17 protein-coding genes are annotated in these 21282 nt (G+C 47.8%); 6 read left to right on the top strand and 11 right to left on the bottom strand.

Features of this window, described 5'->3' with window-relative positions; translation table 11 throughout:
- Positions 1 to 191: 191 nt before the first annotated feature.
- Genes bioF through bioC form a run of 3 tightly spaced genes read left to right on the top strand, consistent with a single transcriptional unit; the run spans position 192 to position 2983 of the window.
- A complete protein-coding gene (gene bioF / locus MJ770_RS10630; protein WP_239253872.1) occupies positions 192 to 1358 on the top strand; it encodes an 8-amino-7-oxononanoate synthase in 1167 nt (388 codons plus the stop codon).
- Complete coding sequence (gene bioH, locus MJ770_RS10625) at positions 1342 to 2121, top strand: pimeloyl-ACP methyl ester esterase BioH (RefSeq protein ID WP_239253870.1); 780 nt, start codon at positions 1342 to 1344, stop codon at positions 2119 to 2121. Before bioF ends, bioH begins: the two co-directional genes overlap by 17 nt.
- Entirely contained in the window at positions 2114 to 2983 is an 870-nt protein-coding gene (gene bioC / locus MJ770_RS10620; protein WP_239253868.1) for a malonyl-ACP O-methyltransferase BioC, read from the top strand. The genes bioH and bioC overlap by 8 nt, the downstream gene beginning before the upstream one ends.
- A 199-nt stretch (positions 2984 to 3182) precedes the next feature.
- Here bioC and MJ770_RS10615 read toward each other — a convergent pair whose 3' ends face one another.
- Positions 3183 to 5615, bottom strand: a complete 2433-nt coding sequence (locus MJ770_RS10615) for an alpha-amylase family glycosyl hydrolase (RefSeq protein ID WP_239253858.1) — start codon at positions 5613 to 5615, stop codon at positions 3183 to 3185.
- Positions 5616 to 6209: 594 nt separating this feature from the next.
- Here MJ770_RS10615 and MJ770_RS10610 point away from each other — a divergent pair.
- The 3 genes from MJ770_RS10610 to MJ770_RS10600 all read left to right on the top strand — a co-directional run bounded on the left by MJ770_RS10610 (position 6210) and on the right by MJ770_RS10600 (position 9405).
- Positions 6210 to 6629, top strand: coding sequence for a PepSY domain-containing protein (locus MJ770_RS10610; RefSeq protein WP_239253848.1), 420 nt, complete (start codon positions 6210 to 6212; stop codon positions 6627 to 6629).
- Positions 6630 to 7436: 807 nt separating this feature from the next.
- On the top strand, positions 7437 to 8321 hold the full coding sequence (locus tag MJ770_RS10605) for a hypothetical protein (protein WP_239253842.1): 885 nt from the start codon (positions 7437 to 7439) through the stop codon (positions 8319 to 8321).
- 259 nt (positions 8322 to 8580) lie between these two features.
- Complete coding sequence (locus tag MJ770_RS10600; protein WP_239253835.1) at positions 8581 to 9405, top strand: CsgG/HfaB family protein; 825 nt, start codon at positions 8581 to 8583, stop codon at positions 9403 to 9405.
- 390 nt (positions 9406 to 9795) lie between these two features.
- Here the strand turns inward: MJ770_RS10600 and MJ770_RS10595 are convergent, their stop codons facing one another.
- From MJ770_RS10595 to MJ770_RS10550, 10 genes are all read right to left on the bottom strand, one after another.
- Complete coding sequence (locus MJ770_RS10595) at positions 9796 to 9960, bottom strand: hypothetical protein (protein WP_239253834.1); 165 nt, start codon at positions 9958 to 9960, stop codon at positions 9796 to 9798.
- A 62-nt stretch (positions 9961 to 10022) separates the two neighbouring features.
- Entirely contained in the window at positions 10023 to 11279 is a 1257-nt protein-coding gene (locus tag MJ770_RS10590) for a nitronate monooxygenase (RefSeq protein WP_239253833.1), read from the bottom strand.
- 293 nt (positions 11280 to 11572) lie between these two features.
- Positions 11573 to 12580, bottom strand: a complete 1008-nt coding sequence (trpD, locus tag MJ770_RS10585) for an anthranilate phosphoribosyltransferase (RefSeq protein WP_239253832.1) — start codon at positions 12578 to 12580, stop codon at positions 11573 to 11575.
- Entirely contained in the window at positions 12577 to 13149 is a 573-nt protein-coding gene (locus MJ770_RS10580) for an anthranilate synthase component II (protein WP_239253831.1), read from the bottom strand. The genes trpD and MJ770_RS10580 overlap by 4 nt, the downstream gene beginning before the upstream one ends.
- A gap of 112 nt (positions 13150 to 13261) precedes the next feature.
- The gene (locus tag MJ770_RS10575; protein ID WP_256448824.1) at positions 13262 to 14581 is read right to left on the bottom strand and encodes a hemolysin family protein; all 1320 of its coding nucleotides are present in this window, start codon (positions 14579 to 14581) and stop codon (positions 13262 to 13264) included.
- Between the two features lie 628 nt (positions 14582 to 15209).
- Positions 15210 to 16031: a symmetrical bis(5'-nucleosyl)-tetraphosphatase gene (locus MJ770_RS10570; RefSeq protein ID WP_239253829.1), complete on the bottom strand. Its 822-nt coding sequence runs from the start codon at positions 16029 to 16031 to the stop codon at positions 15210 to 15212.
- 35 nt (positions 16032 to 16066) lie between these two features.
- Positions 16067 to 17893: a polysaccharide biosynthesis protein gene (locus tag MJ770_RS10565; protein ID WP_239254092.1), complete on the bottom strand. Its 1827-nt coding sequence runs from the start codon at positions 17891 to 17893 to the stop codon at positions 16067 to 16069.
- 25 nt (positions 17894 to 17918) lie between these two features.
- A complete protein-coding gene (locus MJ770_RS10560) occupies positions 17919 to 18899 on the bottom strand; it encodes an MraY family glycosyltransferase (protein ID WP_239253827.1) in 981 nt (326 codons plus the stop codon).
- Positions 18900 to 19242: 343 nt separating this feature from the next.
- Positions 19243 to 20202, bottom strand: coding sequence for a UDP-glucose 4-epimerase family protein (locus MJ770_RS10555; RefSeq protein ID WP_239253825.1), 960 nt, complete (start codon positions 20200 to 20202; stop codon positions 19243 to 19245).
- A gap of 60 nt (positions 20203 to 20262) precedes the next feature.
- Positions 20263 to 21057 (bottom strand): glycosyltransferase family 2 protein, encoded by a 795-nt coding sequence (locus MJ770_RS10550; RefSeq protein WP_239253822.1) that lies wholly within the window; start codon positions 21055 to 21057, stop codon positions 20263 to 20265.
- Positions 21058 to 21282: the final 225 nt, after the last annotated feature.

The raw sequence follows: 21282 nt of genomic DNA, 5'->3' as shown, positions 1-21282 counted from the left end.
TGCGAGATGACGACGTATCCCCCCCTTTGCAAAAGGGGGGCTAGGGGGGATTTGAGCGTTGCGGGGACACAAAAATCCCCCTCGGCCCCCTCGCAAGCTCTCCCCCTTTTAAAAAAGGGGGGAGGCCGCTTATATTTCCTGATGGATTATCCGGGTTGATCAAACTCCCTTACCTGTGATGGAAAATTTCAATGCCTTTTGAAGCGCTGCAAGATGAACTCGACACCCGCGCAACCCAAGGACTTCTGCGCTATCGTCACGAGTTACAAAGTGCGCAAGGCACACGGGTCAAGGTAAATGGCAAACCGTTTCTGTCTTTTTCCAGCAACGACTACCTCGGTTTAGCTGATCACCCGCAGTTGCTTGCCGCTTTGCAGACTGGTACGCAACAGTATGGATTGGGTGCGGGTGCTTCCCATCTGGTCAGCGGCCATTTCAGCGCACACGAAGAACTGGAACAAGCACTTGCTGAATTCGTCGACAAGCCCGCAGCACTGTTATTTTCCTCCGGCTATCTGGCTAACCTCGGAGCGGTGCAAGCGCTGGTCGGCAGGCGCGATAAAATTTTTGCCGACAAGCTGAATCACGCATCACTCAATGACGCCATGTTGTTATCACGTGCGCAAGTGCAGCGTTATCGTCACAACGACATGGCACATCTTGCGCAATCATTGGCACAGCCACACAGCGGTCGCAAACTTGTTATTACTGATGCGGTATTCAGCATGGATGGTGACCTTGCGTTGTTGCCGGAACTGTTGGCGTTATGTGTGCAATATGATGCTTGGTTACTGGTGGATGATGCGCACGGCTTTGGCATATTAGGTGAACACGGGCGGGGCTCATTATTTCACCATAGAGATTTATCAGATCTGGCCTCGCCGCGCATCATCTATATGGCTACTCTGGGCAAAGCGGCGGGCGTATCTGGAGCATTCATTGCAGCGGAACAGGTAGTAATTGATACGCTGGTACAGAATGCGCGCAGCTATATCTACACAACAGCCAGTCCACCGGCGCTATCCTGCGCGGTGCTGGCCAGTTTGCGCTTATTTCAGAAAGAAGAGTGGCGGCGTACACAATTATGGAAATTAGTTTCGCAGTTGCGTGCTGGTCTGATCGGGCTGCCGTGGGCGCTGATGCACTCCGACACCCCGATTCAGCCACTGCTGGTCGGTAACAATAATGTTGCAGTAGCTTTGAGCGAAGCGCTACGCACACGTGGCATCTGGGTACCAGCCATTCGCCCGCCAACCGTTCCGCAGGGAACAGCGCGACTACGCATTTCGCTATCGGCGGCGCATAGCGAGCAGGATGTGGCGCAATTGATTTCAGCCTTGCATGAGCTTGCACATTGAAAGTCGCGGTGCCGGAGCGCCGCTGCTACTGATACACGGCTGGGGTATGCACTGCGACATCTGGGGCAGTGTGGTGACACAACTTGCGCAACATTTTCGCGTGCACTGCGTGGACTTGCCGGGATATGGCGCCAGCCCGATGATCGCGCAATATGATTTGGATGGGTTGGTACAGCGGCTATCTGAGTATTGGCATACTGAACATGACGGTGAGCCGCTGGCACTATGTGGCTGGTCGCTCGGCGGGCAGATTGCGTTGCGCTGGGCACTCCATGCGCCGCATCAGGTCGACAAGCTCGTGCTGGTTGCTACCACGCCTAGTTTTGTGCAACGTAGCAACTGGGAATGTGCAATGGATGCGCATATTTTGCAAGAATTTTCTGTTGCGTTGCTGGAAAATCATGCGCTGACGTTAAAGCGGTTTATGGCATTACAGGTGCGCGGCAGCGAACACGAACGCGAGTTGCTGGCGGATTTGCGTGTCCGCCTTTCCAGTCGCGCTGAACCAAACATTGCGGCATTGCGCGGGGGCCTGGAAATATTGCGCAATACCGATCTGCGTGCGGTGTTGCCGCAAATTACTCAAGCTGCTTTAGTCATTTCAGGTGAGCGCGACGTATTGACTTCACCTGCAGCATCAAACTATCTCGCGCAACAATTGCCCAATGCGCAGTTATTCAATATAAAGGGCGCGTCACATGCGCCGTTTTTATCTCACCCGGAAATTTTTATGCAACGGATCGAGGCATTTTTAAATGGATGATTACCTGATAGACAAACGCCAGGTGCGAATGGCCTTCAATCGCGCGGCCAATGGATACGATACCGCTGCTGTATTGCAGCGTGAGGTGTGCAGCCGCATGCTGGAACGGCTGGATTATATAAAACAGAAGCCAACGTCTGTGCTGGATGTGGGTAGTGGTACTGGCTGGGGTACGCGCCAGCTGTCACAGCGCTATCCGGCGGCGCATCTATTGGCGCTCGACATGGCAATTAGCATGCTCAATGTATCGCGCAGCAAGCTAAGCTGGTGGCGCAAACTATTCGATAGTGGCAAGCACAGCTATGTATGCGCCGATGTCGAAGCCTTGCCGTTAGCAGCCAACAGTATCGAGCTGGTATGGTCGAATCTTACCCTGCAATGGTGCAACGATCTGCCCGCCACACTTAGCGAGTTACATCGCGTATTGAAAGTGGAGGGCTTGGTGATGTTCAGCACCTTCGGTCCGGATACGCTCAAGGAACTACGCAGTGCATTCCATAGCGTGGATGAGCACAGGCATGTTAATCGCTTCGCAGACATGCACGACATCGGCGACATGCTGAAGGCCAACGGTTTTGCCGCGCCCGTGATGGACATGGAAATTATCACGCTGACCTACGATAATTTGAAAGCAGTAATGCAGGATTTACGCGACATAGGCGCGCACAATGCCAATGCTGGACGTGGGCACGGCATGATGGGTAAGGCTGCTTGGCTGGCGCTGCAGGAGAATTACGAACGATTCCGGCAAAATGGCAAGCTGCCCGCGACTTTCGAAGTAATTTATGGGCACGCGTGGAAGCCAAAGCCCAAAGTAACAAAGGATGGTGCGCATATTATTCAAACGCCATTTAAACTATAAAATTTGGGTGAATCAGGATTTTCAATTGCGTTTTTTAAGTGCGAGAAAATCAAAAAATGAGCTGAAGTAACCTCAACCTACATCCATGAGTCGCCAGGGCGATTAACGAGCCACGCACCGGATGCATGCTTCTGGGACACGCTCAAGAAAAAGCAGGTTCATTCGATTATTATTCAAGTAAATACCAGTATTTTCTTCATCATTGTTTTACTAGCACCACAAAACTATTGGCAGGGATCGTTACATTAAGTCGACCTTGGTTGGACGGAATACTGGCACCGCCATTACCCCTGTTTTGGCCACCATAGATGGCGGCGTCGCTATTGAATATTTCCTTCCATCCGGCATCAGGGATGGCCAGCAAATCCTTTTCGATGACATAACCGTCAGTGAAGGCAGTATTGTTGAAGCTGGCGACGATAATGACTTCCTCATCCCCGCGCCACCGCTTGAAAGCGATCACTCGATTTGAATTTGACAGGTGGAGTATGTCAATGTCCTGGCTGCGAATCGAGCGCAGTCGGCGACTGAGACTTATGAGATCCTGATAAAAGCGAAACAGTGCCTTACCGTTACCAATCCGTTCGCCAATGATATCTTCGCGGTTCAACAGAAAGCGGTCATACGTATAGTGTTTCTGTGCTCCGATCTCTTCGCCCATGAAAAACATGGGGATGCCTGCCGAAAGCAAGGTCAGACCGAAGCATACGCGCGAGCGTGCCTCCGCCGCGCTGCGAGTGGCACCAATGACAGGCGCACCATTGACGGCCGTTACCAAGGTCCGCGCCGTACCGCTGGCATTGCCGGCTTCGTCGTGAGATTCGTGGAACACGACTTGGTCGTAACGGCTGTTATAAAGGGCACTGGCAAACCAGTCCAACTGTAGCGGCTCGTTGCCGCCAAATCCCGCTCGTTTCAAGAGGCGCGCCCGATTTCCAGTCATGTCGGAGTCGCCGATCAACTGGTGGTAGAAGGCTAATTCCCACTTTGCGCTGAAACCCAGCCCTCCTTGTGCTGGCAGTTTCGTCACGGCGTCCCATCCCGTATGATCTTCCGCGATCAGCATCACAGTAGGCTTGATCATGCGCAGTGTGCGACTCCACTCCCGCAGGAATTTCTGCCCGAAGATGTTGGCGTTGCCAATCAGTCGCCCATCGGCGTGAAGCGTGTTGTCGCGGTGAATCGCCTGGGTCAGATCCACACGCAGCCCATCGACGTGCATTTCTTCAATAAGAAAGGCGGCACTGCTGATGAACTGCTGGCGCACAATTTCTTCCGAAAAACGAGGGGTGAAGCCGGTAGAGCCGTTATCAAGGTAGCCGCCCTCCGGAAACGGACTGCCATCATTTTTTTTGTAGTCGGAAGCGCGCCCTTCATACCAGTAATAAATATTTTCTTCGGGCAAGGTTGAATCGTATTGCCACTGGGCGCGTTCCGCTTCGTTGTCATAGTGGTTGTAGACCACGTCCTGGATGACTGCGATGCCACGCCGATGACACTCGCGCACTAGATGACGGTACTTGTCGCGGCCTCCAGCGCTGGATTCGATACAGAAGTGATGACTGTCGCCATAGCCCCAGGCGGTATTGCCTGAAAACTCTGCCATGGGCAGCAGTTCGATGGCATTCACACCGAGTTCAACGAGATGGTTCAGGAATTGTAGCGCGTCACTCAAATCGCCAGGGCCGGGCTTTCCGAACCCCAATGAGCCGACGTGTAATTCGTAAATAACCAGGTCTTCGAGGTGCGAAGGTACCGGCAGGCCAGGCGTGGATTCTCTTGTCCAGAATTCCTCAGACGGAATGCAGTCCAGTTTCATTCCGCGTGGCGTGGATGCAAAATCTCGGCGCATCACGTCGGCATCAATGACCACGCTACAACTCACGGACCCATCCAGAGTTTCAACGGTCCCCGGCCAGGAAGTCTTGACAGGGTTGATATTGCCTCTGCCGATCTGGCTACGGGAGAATATGTCGGTGCGATAAACGTGCTGTGCTTGCGCGTTCAGGATACGATACATGTAAGGCAGGCTTAGGAACATCTCAAAGCCGCCCTGCGGGCCACCTTCCCAGATGCCATCAGCCAGCTGAGTCAGGGTGATCACGGGCTGTGCCTGGTTCACTCCGGAGCTATCGTCGGCTATGTAGCCACTTGCCGGATTGCCGAAGACCACTTCCACATTTTTGGCATTTGGAGCCCAAACGCCAAAACGCAGACCGGGTGTGGGGTTCCCCGCGGTGAAGTGTTTGTTGGCTCCCAGGCGGCGGCCGTAAGTGAAGTAATAGCGTTCGATCTGAGGCATGACAACCTCGCAGTTGAGCTGAAACTGGCGATGTCGTGCAACGGAATTAACATCCTGCACCTCAGTCGGAATGCCCCAGAAGTTGGCACCCTGCGGCCCGTCAAGGATAATCCCCCACTTGAAGGTATTATCCTGATCGGCAAGGTTAAGTGAGATCGAGGCCGTAAATATTGGACAACCATCTTCGCCGATTTCCTCCTGCATAGGAGATTCCATCCAGTCATCCGAGTATCGGCCGCTATCATCCCAACTGCCGCGCAAGCGGGCGTTACGGAATATCGCCCGTTTAAGGCCGGTGATGAATTGAAATTGCACTGTCTGAATTGTCATAATGACCTCTTATCCTTGACGATCAACATCCAAGTAAAAGTAGAGAAGCCAGGCCCAAGTGATTCTTCACTGACAAAGCGAAATTCGTGAGTCGCGGTCGACAGCTTACGGGCTCGTGACCCTCAGCCCAATTAACTCCAACATTCCCAGCTCCGATAAGTATGCCAGCAGTTAAACATCCCAGTGAGGATCAAATAGTAAAGTGACACTCAAAAAAGTAAATAAGCACATTTCTTAATTATTTTTTATAAACCACCATTTCGAAGTTCATTCGAGCCCAATAATACCCTTGTAAACTATGTTTTACTTGGCTTCTAGCCTCAGCGTCCCCCCATGCCCATATGCTTATATAACTCTGCAAACATATTGTCGATGAGACAGGCTCCGTCCCGGAGCAGGTTTATCGTCAATTATGGAAGTTCTGTCGTTTTTGTGCCAAGATTCATTGCGATCTACTGAGTTGTTTTGGGTGTTTGCCAGGCAACCATTATTTCACTCTTTTTTATGCAAATTTTATTATTTAAATCAGCATATTATAAAATTTAATGGTCAATTTTTAACTCCGAATGTTTAGTATAAAATGAGGGTTTTTCGATGAGAAAACCACGCAATATAATACGTGCAGCCTTGTTTACAATGACCATGATGGCAGCCATTGCTGCTAACGCGGTGCAGCCAGCTGAATTTAAGGGGAAGGAAGCAAAAGAACAACAGCTTTTTAGTCTGGCTAAAATTTCTTTAACCGAAGCAATAAAAGTGGCGGAACAGACAATCGGCGGAGAGGCTGTAGAAGCCGAATTGGATGATGAATCCGACGCTGTGCAGTTTAAGGTTGAGGTACTCAAAGACGGCAAAATTCAGAAAGTCATTGTTGATGGCGAGACCGGTCATATCCTCAAAGTTTCGCTAGAAGATGAGTCTCTCGAAGACGATGAGAATAACGAAGGTGTTGAAGACGACGAATCTAGCGAAGACAATGAAAATGGCGAATGTTTCGAAGACGCAAAAGAGTAAACTTTGATTGAATACTAGGGATTCGCTATAAAATTCTTTTTATAGCACGACAATACAAATTATTGTTGATGATAATATTGAAACCCCACTGCCTGTATTTTCAGAATGTCCCGCCTGATCCTTGACGATTAACATCAAATTAACATTAGAAACGCCAGGCTCAAGCGATGCTTCACGTACAATGTGAAATTCGAGAGTCGCGATCGTCTGTTGATGGACAAGCAATTCCCAGCCCAATAAACTCCAGCATCCTAGGCTCCCAAAAGTATGCCAGCAGTTAAACTGCCCTGTAAGAGTCAAATAGTAGAGTGACACCCAAAAAAGTATATAAGCAAATTGCTTATATACTTTTTATAAACATAATTAAAATGTACGGCGCATCATAGCGTGCGAGTATATTTGTACTGCCTCCAGGACTGCAATATTTAATTTTGCCCATACAATTTTCACCATTTTAATGTTGGTTATTGCATTCGCAGGTTCACAACTCGTCTTGTTTAATGGGATTAGTCGAAAACGTAAGTTAGTAGCTATAGCAATCGGGACAGGGCTCATTTAGCTCTCGACGAGCCGGAACGCTCATTACAATCGATGAATGTGACGCTTCGTACCTCCTGCCGATTTCCTTATGGGGTGTGGCAGTAATAGGAGGCTTGGCTATAAGTTTGCATTGGTATAGCATTTTGTACTATCGGTATAACCGCGCTATTTTGATTCTAAACCCTGATGCGTAAAAGCGGGGCACCAGCTAGCTCTGCGTTGAACATCTGGAAATAGTAATCTGAAAACTTGTCAGGCGAAATGATAATGGTGCTCAAAATCGGACTGCTACCCATTATATTAGGTATAGTTTTGCTGGGCTTCTTTGCGGCCAAAGCGGCAAGGATGCGTGGCAAAAATCCGTTGATATGGGGAAGCATCACCGTTGCTGTAATCACTGCGGTGACATGGCAACAAATACCAGTATGGTCGGAGACTATCTTTTATCGAGGGCAGATAAAGCAAGCGACTATTCCGCAGCGGAAGGTCATTAGCTTGGCTGAGGCTAAAGAAATGAATTTTCGCGTAAGTATGGATGGCGTTAATTTTGATGTACCGCTTACCTATAACCTTAAAGGATACAATCAGCAATTGCACGGCTGGGGACATCTGTCCCAAAAAAAAATTAACGGTAAGGAAAGGCCGGCTGTTGATTTCATCATAATTGATGCCATGTTGCCGGACCTTTCTCCACTTAAGGAAGAGAATTTAGCGCAATTTGAGAAATTGGCTTGGAGACAAAACTTACACGCCTCCATTACGCATACGAGGCCGTGGGATCAATACTTTAAATATTTTTTTGAGAGGTTGCAGCGGCAACCAGAATCGACGAAATTACCTGGAATGTTGCATTACTACGACCCATCCGACAAAGCCGATATATTCTTGAGCCATGCTTACCCTACGGACGAATTGATACGCATTCGGTGTGCTGATGAAAGTTTTTTTCACAATGAAATTCCAATTTGCATAATTGAAAATTCTTATCATCCTGCACCGAATGTGGCGATATCTGAGCCCATAAAAGGGAAAGTTTTTTTTCTGAGGTATGAACTGCCCAGCCAATATATTACACAGTGGCAGACGATAGATAAGAAGCTTAAATCTCGGTTGGATCAGATGGTGAGCATAAACGCACCACCCTTACCTTGACCTGTGTCAAAAATCACAAGGCAAGGGGATTATGAATGCAACTGAGGGTTAATTACAGTTCATACGTAAATCTCAATAGAAGAGGTTGTATACGAACACGATGTCATTTCAGGGTAGGTCATACAGAGTTGAATATGTAGTACAATTTTAAATTGTTAAAGTCTGACTAGCTGCATCCGTAATGAATAGATGATTTGCAATAATAATTTATTTATTACGGCGTTCGATAATTTTAAAAACAACAAAGGGGAGGTAAATTATGAAGACTGTTTCTTTCAGTTTATGTCGTACAGCCACGGTAGCTGTCGTTTCTGTTTTCTTGGCGGGTTGTGCCAACATGGAAATGGGGTCTCAAAAAGCAAAAACGACTGCCACAGGTTCTGCGGGTGGCGCGACATCACAGAATGCCAACAGCAGTCTTGAAAATTGTACTGAATCTTTGGGTACCTTGGCCGTCGTCGAGGACACCAACGCACCATGGTATGGCATTTTAACTGGGCAAATGAAATTGGGATCTACTACTCCAGTACTTAAGATGCTTGTTCAACAGTCTAACTGCTTCGTGGTTGTAGAACGGGGGCGTGCAATGGCTAATATGATGGGAGAGCGTGCATTGGAGCAGTCGGGAGAGTTACGCAATAACTCTAAGTTCCAAAAAGGACAAATGGTAGCGGCTGATTATTCTATGAGTCCTTCCATCACTTTCAGCAACAATAATGCCGGAGGTGCGGGTGCTGCTCTTGGTGGTCTCTTTGGGTCGGTTGGCGCTCTACTGGGTGGCAGTATGTCTGCCAAAGAGTCCAGTACCATGTTGACCTTGGTGGATAACCGTTCTGGCGTTCAATTAGCTTCAGCTGAGGGTAGTTCACGCAATGTGGACTTTGGATTCCTGGGTGGCTTATTCGGAAGTGCGCTTGGAGGAGTAGGCGGAGGCTATTCCAACACGGCAGAAGGGAAAGTGATCGTTGCCGCGTTTACCGATTCCTACAATAATCTGGTGAAAGCCGTTCGTTCTTACAAAGCACAAGAGGTAAAAGGTGGGCTTGGAACAGGCGGTCACTTGGGTGTTCAAGGTGGAGAGTAAGTTCGAAAATATAGGTACTTCAAGAAACTTATTTTAAAATAAGTTTTTCCATGTGCACGTCGCGATCTATTCAAGTTGCGATGTGCATAAAGTAACGCTATGTGAAATTAAAACACAGGGTGCTAACAATACAGAAACATTTAATGCGACTGAATTTGTCGCACAAGTAGACGTAGATACCGTCTGTAAAATCAAGCATTTTTCAGAATATCGTTTTGATAAGCTGACCACTAAGTTCCGCCAGCACTAGCAGACTCGAAGAACGGCTTGGGTAGTTCGGCTTCGCGATCAGTAGTAAATTACTCTCTGTGCTTGCTGTCCTCCGTGCACTGACTTGACTTTATCGCCTACGACGACATCCGCATTGAACCGATTACGCAAACGACACACTTAACCTTTTGACAACCAGATGGCTTGTACTGCTTGCTCAATACTCATGCCGTATTGAAGTGGCAAGACCACCGCCTGTACTTTTCGTAACTGTTCAACCAGCGTCGCTAAAGTAATGGCTTGGCGTACGCTATCAAGCACATTCTGTGCTTCGCGGCGATGCATGACATAAATTACCCCTGCTTGTTTGAAGGGATAATTATTACACTATTGATGTGTAATCTGAATTAGATGGCCGGTAAATTCGGCAATGAAATTTTGTTGTCGGTGCTGAACTGATAATCTTTAAACACATGCTCGGCTGTTAGTATCTGATAAGTCCCATCCGGCAGACGGTGCGTGGTGTCCTTGAGACGGTAGGTGTTGTGCCCACAAGTCCAGCAGTCAAAGTTGCGCATAGCGGTGCACAAACAAGTCTTGTCCATCACAGAGATTTTCTTAGCATTCGGGTGAGCTGCCACCTCGGCGTTGTAAGCTGTGATATAAGCGCAATTTCCGTTACCGTCGAGCAAGTAGCCATAGGCTTCGCAGTTGGGACGAATGCCAGCGCCGATGGCCGGGCTCTTCTTCAACATGCGCATTGGGTAGCCTGTTGGCGAGATCATGTTTACTTCAATGTCTCCCTCATCGGCTTTAAAGTACTCTTGCACGATATTTTCCGGCAAGCCGCACTCACTTGTTGCTGTAAAGCGCGTTGCTACTTGCACCGCCGAAGCACCCATTTCAAGATATGACACTGCATCGCTACCGGTAAAAATTCCACCAGCCGGTATGATTGGAATGTCTAATTTTTCGGCCTGTAAGTACTGATAAATTTCTTTGCAAATTTCTCGCAAATCGTATTTCATCCAGTCCAAACCGAAGCCTAAGTGGCCACCGGCCAGCGGCCCTTCTATCACGATATAATCTGGCAGGCGGTTAAGCTTGGCGTTTTTCCGCATGAAAATTTGCAGCGCACGTAGCGAGGATACAATGATGCCTAGCTTGGCATCGCGGAAACGTGGGTGATCTTCCATCAACGCGAACGAGCCCAGATGCAATCCAGCACTCAAGGTAATTCCATCTATACCGGCAGAAAGCGCCCCGTGCAACCGTACCCGCAACGTTTCGCGCGGTGCATTCATAGTAAGCTTTTCCATACAGTTGACGAAAATCATACCGGGGCCGCGCTTTGCCTCCATGGCTTTACTCAGGTGCAGGCGCGTCGATTCTGCAATCTGCCCAAGATCGAATTGCACCGTGGACTTATCCGTATTAGCAACATTGTATTTGTACTGCTTGAGCTTCGATTTAACAAAATTCGTCTTTAATAGCCGGTCCGTTACAGTCGGCAGCATGGCATCGGAAAGATGCCCGATGCCACCAAGACGCGCAGCTTCCAGCGCCAGTTCGGCAGTGGATATATCAACTCCCATCCCGCCAATCATAATAGGTATCAAATCTTGCTTGCCAAATCTCAACCGAAAATCATTCACACATTTCATTGCCATCCTTTAATTCAAGACGCTACACTAGCTTGGTAATAATAGGCAGTCTCACGCATCATACGCAAATATTTGCTAAAAGAAATCTGGATATTCATAATTAACGAACACCCCGAAAACAGATGATTGATACTGTAGGGATATAACTATTCAACTGCTACAGATTTACCACAGACAACGCAAAGTTAATTTGCATTGATTAACGTGGAAGCTATGGAATTAATCAAAATGGAAGCAGAAGTGTTTGGCAAAAATCATTTACACGCGCACGAAAATGTCTGATTTTAACAGCCTCAAAAATGGACAAGCGCTTCCAGCTTATTTTTCGCCGCGCCGCTGGCGATAACTTCCTTAGCTTTTTTTACCCCTTCCGAAAGCGTTGCAGTCAACCCCGCCACATAGATGGCCGCACCAGCGTTAAGCTGCACAATATCACGTGCGGCACCTGGCTGGTTATCTAACACCGACAACAACATCGTGCGCGCCTCATCAACATTGGCAACGCGTATACTCTCCGGTGATCCTGCCTGTAGATCGAAATCTTGCGGTTGCACCAGATATTCGAACACCTCACCGTTTTTCAGTTCCGCAATATAAGTTGATCCGCTGATAGAGATTTCATCCATGCCGTCTGCACCATGCACCACCAAAACGTGCCGACTACCGAGCTGCTGCAATACGCGCGCCAATTTCACTGTCAGACCCCTCTGAAATACGCCCATTACTTGGTTTTGTGCACCTGCTGGGTTAGTAAGTGGACCGAGCAAGTTGAACAGCGTTCGCACGCCGAGTTCGCGCCGTACAGGTGCAGCGTATTTCATCGCGCTGTGGTGGTTGGGCGCAAACATGAAACCCACACCAATTTCCTGCACATAGTGCGCCACTTGTTGCGGTGTAAGATTGACATTGACACCAAGCTTTTCCAGAATATCAGCGCTGCCACAAGTGCTGGAAACAGAACGACCACCATGCTTGGCTACGCGCGCTCCCGCCGCCGCCGCGACCAGTGCACTAGCTGTGGAAATGTTAAAGGTCTGCGCACCATCACCGCCAGTGCCGCAAGTATCAATTAAATACCTCCCATCCTGCACCACCACTTTACTCGACAGATCGCGCATTACCTGTGCTGCCGCCGCAATCTCACAGACGGTTTCTCCCTTCATATGTAACGCAATCAAAACCGCAGAAATTTGAGCAGGAGTAAGCTCCCCACCCATAATGTGCTGCATCAACTCGATCATGTCATCATGTGGCAAATCTTCACGGATAAGCAGACGATTAAGTAGGCTGGCATAGTTCATTTACGTTCACCGCGCAAAAAATTAGCAAGTAGCTCGTGGCCATGTTCAGTGAGGATAGATTCCGGATGAAATTGCACCCCCTCTATTGCCATCGTTTTGTGACGCACTCCCATGATTTCGCCATCTTCAGTCCATGCGGTAATTTCCAGACAATCGGGCAGTGTAGCACCCTCAATCACGAGCGAATGGTAACGTGTAGCAGTGAAAGGGTTGGGCAGGCCGTAGAAAACGCTACTATTGTTGTGGAAAATGGCCGAGGTTTTGCCGTGCATTAGTTGTTTTGCATGGCCAATCTTGCCACCGAATGATTGGCCAATACTCTGATGGCCGAGGCACACCCCAAGAAGTGGGATGCGTCCGGCGAAACGTTGAATGGCGGCGACAGAAATTCCAGCTTCGTTGGGCGTGCATGGCCCCGGTGAAATTACGATATATTTCGGTTGTAGTGTCTCAATCTGCTCCAGTGTAATCTCGTCATTACGATGCACAACCACATCTGCACCTAACTCGGCGAAATATTGCACCAAGTTGTAGGTAAAGGAGTCATAATTATCTATCATCAGCAACATAATTATACCTAACTACATGATTATATGTTATTTAAATAAAATTTATTAACTGGCAGGCGTCAAGGCTTTAGTGCCTGATTATTAATCAAGCTCTTTAATACAATTGCTCTGCCTAGGAAGGCACTTCGCTATCCTCTGAAACCTGAGCTGGCTTTAATAAACTGCTTGCGAGTACCCTGTCAATTCGTTTACCGTCTAGCTCAAGAACCTCAAGCTGCCATTGTTCCCACACCACGACGTCAGCCACCGAAGGTGGCCGCCCAAGCAGCCACATCATCATGCCGCTAAGTGTATGATATCGCCCCTTGTCTTCTTCAGGGACAGACTTCAGCTCTAATTGATCCTTCAGTTCCGGCACTGGAATCATTCCGTCCAGTAACCACGAACCATCTTCACGCTTTATCGCCCAGCGGTCTTCAATATCGGTCGAATTGAACTCACCGGTAACCGCTTCTAATACATCCTGAAGAGTGACCAAACCCTGAACCTCGCCATACTCGTCTATGACGAAAACCATGTGAGTGCCTGACTCTCGGAATTGAGCCAAGAGTTCCAATCCAGTTAACGATTCAGTCACAAAAACACATGGATTCAGCTGCGCGGTCAGATCTGGAGTTCTGCCACTAATGGTCTCATTGAACAGTTGTTTAAAAGAGGTCACTCCCAGCAGATCGCTCAAACTCCCCCGGCAAACCGGAAAGCGCGAATGATCGGATTGTGCTATGCGTAAGAGATTGTCTTCCAAGGGCAGGTTGGCATCCAAATACTCTATGTCTGCGCGAGGTATCATGAGGGAACCAACTTGTCGTTCATCCAGGCGGAAAACGTTTCGAACCATATCATGTTCGTGCTGCTCAATAATCCCAGCTTCGGAACCTTCCACCAGCATTGCGTGAATTTCCTCTTCCGTTACACTGGGCTCCACTTTCTGGCTCTTTCCCATCATTTTCAGAAGAGCATCAGTGGATGTCGATAGCAATCGTACGAACGGATGCGTCAGTATTGCCAAGATGTGTATAGGTCTGGCCACTAGGCGCGCGATCCCTTCCGGGTTAAATTGTGCAATGCGTTTGGGTACTAGTTCGCCAACAACAATAGATAAATAGGTAATCACCAAAACTACCAAGGCAGTTGCGCCCAGCTCGCTTGAGTCTTGATTAACGCCAAGCGTTTGCAGCCATGCTGCAAACGGGGAGGCAAATACGGCCTCGCCGACGATACCATTCAGGATACCAATTGAGGTGATTCCGATCTGGATGGTGGAAAGGAAACGAGTTGGATCTTCACCCAAGCGTATCGCCACCTCTGCGGAGGCGTCGCCGTCTGCCGCTAGGCGCGCCAGGCGTGACTGACGAGAGGTTACAAGGGCGAGCTCCGACATGGCGAAGATCCCGTTTAGCAAAATCAGGGTTATGAGGAGCAGTATATCCATGAGCTTATGCGAAAAAATAGTGGTGAGGAGATGACTTACAAAAACCGGAGCGGCCGCCTTGGCTGAGGTATTGCCAAATGAGAGGTGGACGGAAATGCAATGCCTGAGTCATTGAGCTTGCTACCGTCTTGTAAATTAACAAGGACTGCAAAAAAAAATCCCCGCTACGTTCATTTCCGAACAGCCAAAAGCCGACGAAAACTCGTACGGAGAATAGACGTGAGAGCAGATAACAAAATACGCTCTCTGATAAGAAATATCCCCAACTTAGTATGCCATTACTAATTTTAGTGGAAGATATATATGCAAGTAAACGATCACTACTGGTATTCATAGGGCGGAGTTAAACCCCGCTCCCCCTGACTGTTATTTTAATTGTAGCTATCATAACAGACGCCATAAATGTTATGTTATCAATTTGATTTAAATGAAAATTAATTTAACCAATACCTATTTTTTTCAAAAAAATGCATTGAGATTATCGCTTTCAACTCTTCAGATAATCGACGAGCCGTGGTTGAAGTTAAACTCGGGAATTAGGCTGCTATAAATGGCAAGTCAATTTTAAAGCTAACCTTTAAGCTTTTTTTAGGATCACACTTTAAAGTTATAAACGTTCCAATTACTGTCAAGGCGATGCTGTCGGATTGGGAATACATGGTGTCTGGAACAGTGCACGGTCTTCTAGGCGAATGGCGGTGAGCGTGCCGCCCCACAAACAACCGGTGTCAAGCGCAATGATTCGAGGGGTAGCTTTCAACCCCAGCGCCGACCAATGTCCGCACACCACTGTGGCCTTGGCGCTGGCACGCCCCGGCACATCAAACCACGGCATGTATCCCTCGGGTATATTGTGTAATTCACCCTTAAATTTGAACTCCATCTCACCTCCCTGTGTACAAACGCGCATGCGCGTGCAGGCATTAGTGATAACGCGCAGACGCTCGTAACCGCTAAGGCTATCTTCCCAATGGTCAGGATGGTTGCCATACATGTGTACGAGAAAATCGTGGTACTGTGTGCCCACTAATGTGGCTTCTACTTCATGCGCCAATTGTTGTGCTTGAGCCACTGTCCAGTTCGGCAGCAACCCAGCATGTACCAGGACGAAATCACCCTCCACATATAGCAGACGCTGCGCACGTAGCCAAGTCAGCAGTTCGTCTCGGTCGGGCGCGCCAAGAATATCGTGCAACGTGTCACAGCGATGTAATTTAGCAGCGCCCTCAGCCACTGCAAGCAAGTGTAGATCATGATTGCCCAGCACAGTGATAGCGGCATCACCTAACGATTTTATTAATCGCAGTACGTTCACCGAATCCGGTCCGCGGTTAACCAAATCACCTACCAGCCATAACCTATCTATTGCTGGGTCGAAGCATAACTTCTCCAGCAACCGCACAAGCTCGGTGTAACATCCCTGTATATCACCTACAGCGTAGGTTGCCATGATTCGCGAACAGTCATTTTGTAATTTTCTGTGCCTTATGAATATAAACTCGGAGTATTTTTAACGCCATTAAAATCTGGACAGTATTCTGGCACCCATTGTGTCAAGGCATGCTTAACTTCTACGTCGTCCTGCGTAGCGTCCGTATTGAACCAAATTAATAAATTTCCCAGCCATGCGGCGTTCACTTCGCGTGCCTGTGCGATTCGAAGTTTTATATGAGGTGTGGGTAAAGTGTGCTCGTTGTCAGCCAGCAATTCCTCATATAGCTTTTCACCCAAACGCAAGCCAACAAATTCAATCCGGATATCATCCTTGCTTAGGCCGGAAAGACGAACAAGATCATTCGCCAGATCAATAATTTTTACTGGATCGCCCATGTCCAATACAAATATTTCTCCGCCTTTACCCATTAAACTGGCCTGCAATACTAATTGCGCAGCTTCTGGAATCGACATGAAATAGCGTGTAACGTCTGGATGTGTGACAGTAATTGGTCCACCCTTCGCAATTTGTTCGCGGAACTTTGGAATGACGCTACCAGTGCTGCCTAAAACGTTGCCAAAGCGCACCATTATAAAGCGCGTTCCGCCAGTTTGCTGCAATCCCTGACATACCATTTCTGCCAGACGCTTACTCGCCCCCATCACATTGGTTGGGTTGACTGCTTTATCGGTAGAGATCAATACAAATTTCGCTACATCATGACGCTGTGCAGCTGTGGCGACCGACCATGTGCCTAACACGTTATTGCGTATCGCCTGCCAAGTGTTATGTTGCTCCATGAGGGGAACATGCTTGTATGCGGCTGCGTGAAAAACTATCGCGGGCTTATACTCAGAAAAGACTTGATCAAGACGAGCAGTATCACGTACATCCCCAATCAGGCAGACAATTTCCAGGTCATCTAATGTCGCGGCCAGCTCCTGTTCCATGTTATACAGTGCGAATTCGCTCAACTCGAACATCACTAAAGTACGCGGTTTGAATTGTATGATCTGGCGACATAATTCCGAACCTATGGACCCTCCAGCGCCAGTTACCAGCACGACTTTCCCGGTAAGTAACTCATGCAGTCCAGCCGTATCCAATTGAACTGGATCGCGCCCCAGCAAATCCTCCAGTTCCACGGCGCGCAATTGCGAAATGGCAATACGTCCACTTAACAGGTCGTCGAATGAGGGTACTGTCAGCACCTTTACTTCGGCCTGATTGCAAATCTCAATCGCACGCTTGCGCACTTGGTGCGAGGCTGATGGCATGGCAATAATGGCTTGCTTCACACTTAAGCGTTCCGTCCACTGCGGCAGGCCATCCAGCGGGCCCAGCACCTTGATGCCATTGATGGTGTGCCCATGTTTATCTACATCGTCGTCCAAAAAACCCACCAGCCGCCAATCGCGTCTGCGTGCCAGCTCTTTGGACAAACCTAAGGCTGCATCGCCCGCTCCTAAAACAAGCACCGGCTCTACATTTAATGTAAGACTGCTGTATAAACCATGCTCTTTCCAAAGACGATAAACTAAACGGCTCCCGCCCATTACAAGCAGCAATAACGCAGGGTTAATCACCAAAACCGAGCGCGGTATTACGGCATTGATGCGAAACAACCACACCACCAAAGGGATCAATGCGGCAGCAGCCAAAACTGCAAAAAAAATTCGGCGCAAGTCAGTTACGCTGGCATAGCGCCATAGGCCACGATACAAACCAAAGCGCCAGAAAATAATACTTTGCAATGGCACTACCCAGATCAGGGTACGAAGCATTTCATCCATGAAATGCGGTGGTGGTTCGAAATTAAAGCGCAACAGATAAGCAAAACCCCACGCAAATGCAGCTGCCACAAGGTCATGCGACATGGCCAGCAGAGTACGTGAATCTAGTTTAGCCACGCTGGCTTCGCTGAAACTTATTCCAACGACTATCCAAAACCAGCATTAGTCCAGCGTACACTCCACCCCATATCAGGAACAGTAGCCATGGCCATTCGGTGGATTGACGTAAACTAAAAAGGGCAGACGCGCCCGCCGCAAACATTAAAGCATATTCAAATAATGCGACATTACGATGTCCCCAACCAATCTGCACCATACGTTGATAATAATGCTCGCGATGTGCTTGAGAGATTTTTTCACGACGCATCATGCGCTTCAGCAAGGTAACACTGGCATCTAAGATGAAAGGAGAAAACACCAGCAACGGAAACCATCCAGGCCATAGCTCTTGTTGCCAGCCCCACAACCCCATAGCGGCGGATAAAAATCCAAGAGGAATGGATCCTGCGTCACCCATAAATACTTGAGCTGGATAAAAATTGTAATAAAGTAAGCCCAAGCCAGCGGCACCTATTGAAAAATTTAACATGGCCTGAGTATCAGCACCATGCATCAGCGCTGCTATGCCATACATGGTGAAACCGAAAAACGTCATACCTCCAGCCAAGCCATCCGATCCATCCATAAAATTGAATAGATTAGTCATCCAAACTACGCACAGCACCACGAGTAAAGCCAGTACGATCCCCTGCGCTAGCAAACCCGATCCGAGCACCAGAATTACAGCAGCAACGATGTGTGCCAACAAGCGCTGTCGTACTGGCATGCCGCGCATGTCATCTAATAAAGAAACAATGAACAGTAAAATCATGGGCAATACCACCCACCAAGCTAATGACAATATCATCAATGCCCAAGCAGACAGGAGGCCTGCCATTAAACCCACTCCGCCAACGCGAGGAATCGGTTCCTCGTGCAATGAGCGCTCATTGGGGATATCTTGAATTTTTTTACCGGTTTTACTATATACAACAATGGTAATCACCAACATCGTGATTAGAGCTGCAATCATGGGTGCGAAATGCGACATAGGGACTTTACTCTATAACTAAATTGGTAATTTCCGCGCAATCAACATTCATGCGAGGGCGTTACCATATGGAAAATTGCTTAACAAATCCTAGCAGCCTGTAAGACTTAAAGTAATCGGCTGCAAATTGAACTGAGCGATTTATTGTTGCTGCGCAATAGAACAACTATTACTCTGCAAAATCGTCAAGTGGGGTAAGCAGGCATTTCGCCGCAAGGTAAAAGCTCGCAAAATCACCCTTCACTCAGCTCAATTCTCGCTACGATTATTTAAGTCCGACAAGCTGTTAGGCTAAGTTGGCATGCTTTATTCAACAATTGGTCACAGCATAAGTACATTCTTACTAGCTCTTCTTACCTAAACGTCGGTGCGACTCTGCAGTCGCTTGCAGCCCCTGTTGCAAAGTATAAGGAGGGACCCAATTTAAATCATGGCGGATTTTACCACTATCAACTTGCAACGAACTAAGTAACCGTTCGACTTGATCAGATTTACCAGACAATTTTCCCAGCGTACGTAACCAGCTAGGCGGGAACGGCAATAAGTGAGCTGGACATCCCATCGCGTTGCCCAATTGGCGCAATAAATCTGGAGTGGAAATTTCCTCTCCGTCACATACCAAATAAGTGTGGCCTGCGGCGACCGGATGGGTCGAACAAGCTATCAAGGCATCCACCAAGTTACCCAGATAAATCAGGCTGCGGCGGTTATGCACAGAAGCAAATGGCAAAGGAATGTGTTTGGTCGCCACCGCCAGCATTTGTGCAAAATTTCCTTTCACGCCTGGACCATAAACCAATGGAGTACGCACAACAACAATTTCCATTCCGGTTTCTTGGCCAATGCGCCACAACGCTTGTTCAGCTTGCCATTTAGAGATACTGTAAAAATCTTGTGGGCTGGGTTCATCCAACTCTGTAAATGACTGAGTTGCGCTGGTCTGTTCACCATTCACCTTTATTGTACTAACGTAGACAAACCGCCTCACTCCAGAACAAGCAGCCTGCCGAGCGAGATTTAAAGTGCCGTGCAGGTTGACCTTGAGAAACTCTGCTAGTGGATCGGCAGCGCGCTCGCGCATTACATGCACTCGTGCGGCAAGATGAATCACTACGTCCGCATCTTGTAGCGCATCAACCCAATTCGTTTCACTATCAATTGCGCCGACGACTATGAGCTTAGCATTTTCAATCCATGACGTCTCTGAACGCACTGCTGCACTTACAGATTGCCCTCGCCGGCGCAATTCAGCACAGAGTGCTTTACCAACAAAGCCAGTAGCCCCGGAAATCATAAATTTCATGATGATAGCTAACGATCAAGCATATAAAATTTTGTAAGGTTTCATTGCGCTACTGCACATTTATCCATGGGATTTTTTTCTCCAACGCAACCATAATATTTTTAAAAACAAGGATGAACAAAAAAATCGTATCATGCTCATAAGATGCCACTTCAAAAATTTAAGACTGTAATGACTACTCCTGCGTGCATGATGAATCGCCTTGGCATCAGGGCATACGGCCACTGCATAGCCCTTTACTCTCAACCTGGCGCATAAATTTACGTCCTCATAATACAGAAAATATCGCTGATCAAATCCACCTATTTTTTTGAATACGTCACGCGGGAATAACATAAACATCCCACCCACCCAATCAGGAAAGATAGACTTATCTTTTACAAGATAGTCGCTGCCTTTACATTTGCCGAATGCTTTGCACAGTATTTTGAAGGGCGTCGGGAAACGACGGGCACTGTCTTCTATCTCACCGCTAGTATTCAATATGAGCGGTGCAGCAACGCCAATTACGGAATCCTGTAGGCACGCACGTAAAGCCTTGAATGGGTTGTCATTCAGCCGAACATCTGGATTTATTACACAAAAAAACTGTCCCGTTGCGTAAGTAAAAGCTTGATTGTGATTGGTTGCGAATCCCTTAGGAATAAGATTGCGAATAACCTTTATTGGAAATAAAAAACTATCAGTCGCGAACGGCAGCCTCTCATCCAGATTAAGTGTGAGAATTAATTCGATCGATAAAGTTCGGCAATGTTGATTGATATCATGCAGCAAATCTTCAATCAGCTGAATTTGTGCATGGCTGACAACAGAAATAGAAATTTCAGGCGATTGCTCTGCAGCAATTTCATACATCAAAAATAATGAACCTGAAGTGCTCGGGTAACATGACTTGCTATTAGGCTCTTATCCATAAATTTTATCTGCCGGTTAGAGACGATAGTCACAAATTCACTTCGGAAAAAAATTAAGTGACACTCCCGATTCACGAAAGATTGAAGTGCCAATTCTCGCCATAACTTTAGAGGGCACCTCGAAAAACCCATTCTCATGAAGCACTTTTGATAAAATTCACCTATC

Origin of the sequence: Candidatus Nitrotoga sp. M5 (assembly GCF_927904885.1) — a bacterium.
Lineage (GTDB): Bacteria > Pseudomonadota > Gammaproteobacteria > Burkholderiales > Gallionellaceae > Nitrotoga.
This window is presented reverse-complemented; position numbering and strand designations above follow the sequence as displayed.

Bases quoted from the DNA above. Each gene is read 5' to 3' on its own strand.
- MJ770_RS10570 (WP_239253829.1), bottom strand. From the start codon at position 16,031: ATGGCAACCTACGCTGTAGGTGATATACAGGGATGTTACACCGAGCTT.
- MJ770_RS10565 (WP_239254092.1), bottom strand. From the start codon at position 17,893: ATGTCGCATGACCTTGTGGCAGCTGCATTTGCGTGGGGTTTTGCTTAT.
- bioF (WP_239253872.1), top strand. From the start codon at position 192: ATGCCTTTTGAAGCGCTGCAAGATGAACTCGACACCCGCGCAACCCAA.
- MJ770_RS10595 (WP_239253834.1), bottom strand. From the start codon at position 9,960: ATGCATCGCCGCGAAGCACAGAATGTGCTTGATAGCGTACGCCAAGCC.
- trpD (WP_239253832.1), bottom strand. From the start codon at position 12,580: ATGAACTATGCCAGCCTACTTAATCGTCTGCTTATCCGTGAAGATTTG.
- MJ770_RS10610 (WP_239253848.1), top strand. From the start codon at position 6,210: ATGAGAAAACCACGCAATATAATACGTGCAGCCTTGTTTACAATGACC.
- MJ770_RS10600 (WP_239253835.1), top strand. From the start codon at position 8,581: ATGAAGACTGTTTCTTTCAGTTTATGTCGTACAGCCACGGTAGCTGTC.
- MJ770_RS10590 (WP_239253833.1), bottom strand. From the start codon at position 11,279: ATGAAATGTGTGAATGATTTTCGGTTGAGATTTGGCAAGCAAGATTTG.
- MJ770_RS10560 (WP_239253827.1), bottom strand. From the start codon at position 18,899: ATGTCGCATTTCGCACCCATGATTGCAGCTCTAATCACGATGTTGGTG.
- MJ770_RS10550 (WP_239253822.1), bottom strand. From the start codon at position 21,057: ATGTATGAAATTGCTGCAGAGCAATCGCCTGAAATTTCTATTTCTGTT.
- MJ770_RS10575 (WP_256448824.1), bottom strand. From the start codon at position 14,581: ATGGATATACTGCTCCTCATAACCCTGATTTTGCTAAACGGGATCTTC.
- MJ770_RS10615 (WP_239253858.1), bottom strand. From the start codon at position 5,615: ATGACAATTCAGACAGTGCAATTTCAATTCATCACCGGCCTTAAACGG.
- bioH (WP_239253870.1), top strand. From the start codon at position 1,342: ATGAGCTTGCACATTGAAAGTCGCGGTGCCGGAGCGCCGCTGCTACTG.
- bioC (WP_239253868.1), top strand. From the start codon at position 2,114: ATGGATGATTACCTGATAGACAAACGCCAGGTGCGAATGGCCTTCAAT.
- MJ770_RS10605 (WP_239253842.1), top strand. From the start codon at position 7,437: ATGGTGCTCAAAATCGGACTGCTACCCATTATATTAGGTATAGTTTTG.
- MJ770_RS10555 (WP_239253825.1), bottom strand. From the start codon at position 20,202: ATGAAATTTATGATTTCCGGGGCTACTGGCTTTGTTGGTAAAGCACTC.
- MJ770_RS10580 (WP_239253831.1), bottom strand. From the start codon at position 13,149: ATGTTGCTGATGATAGATAATTATGACTCCTTTACCTACAACTTGGTG.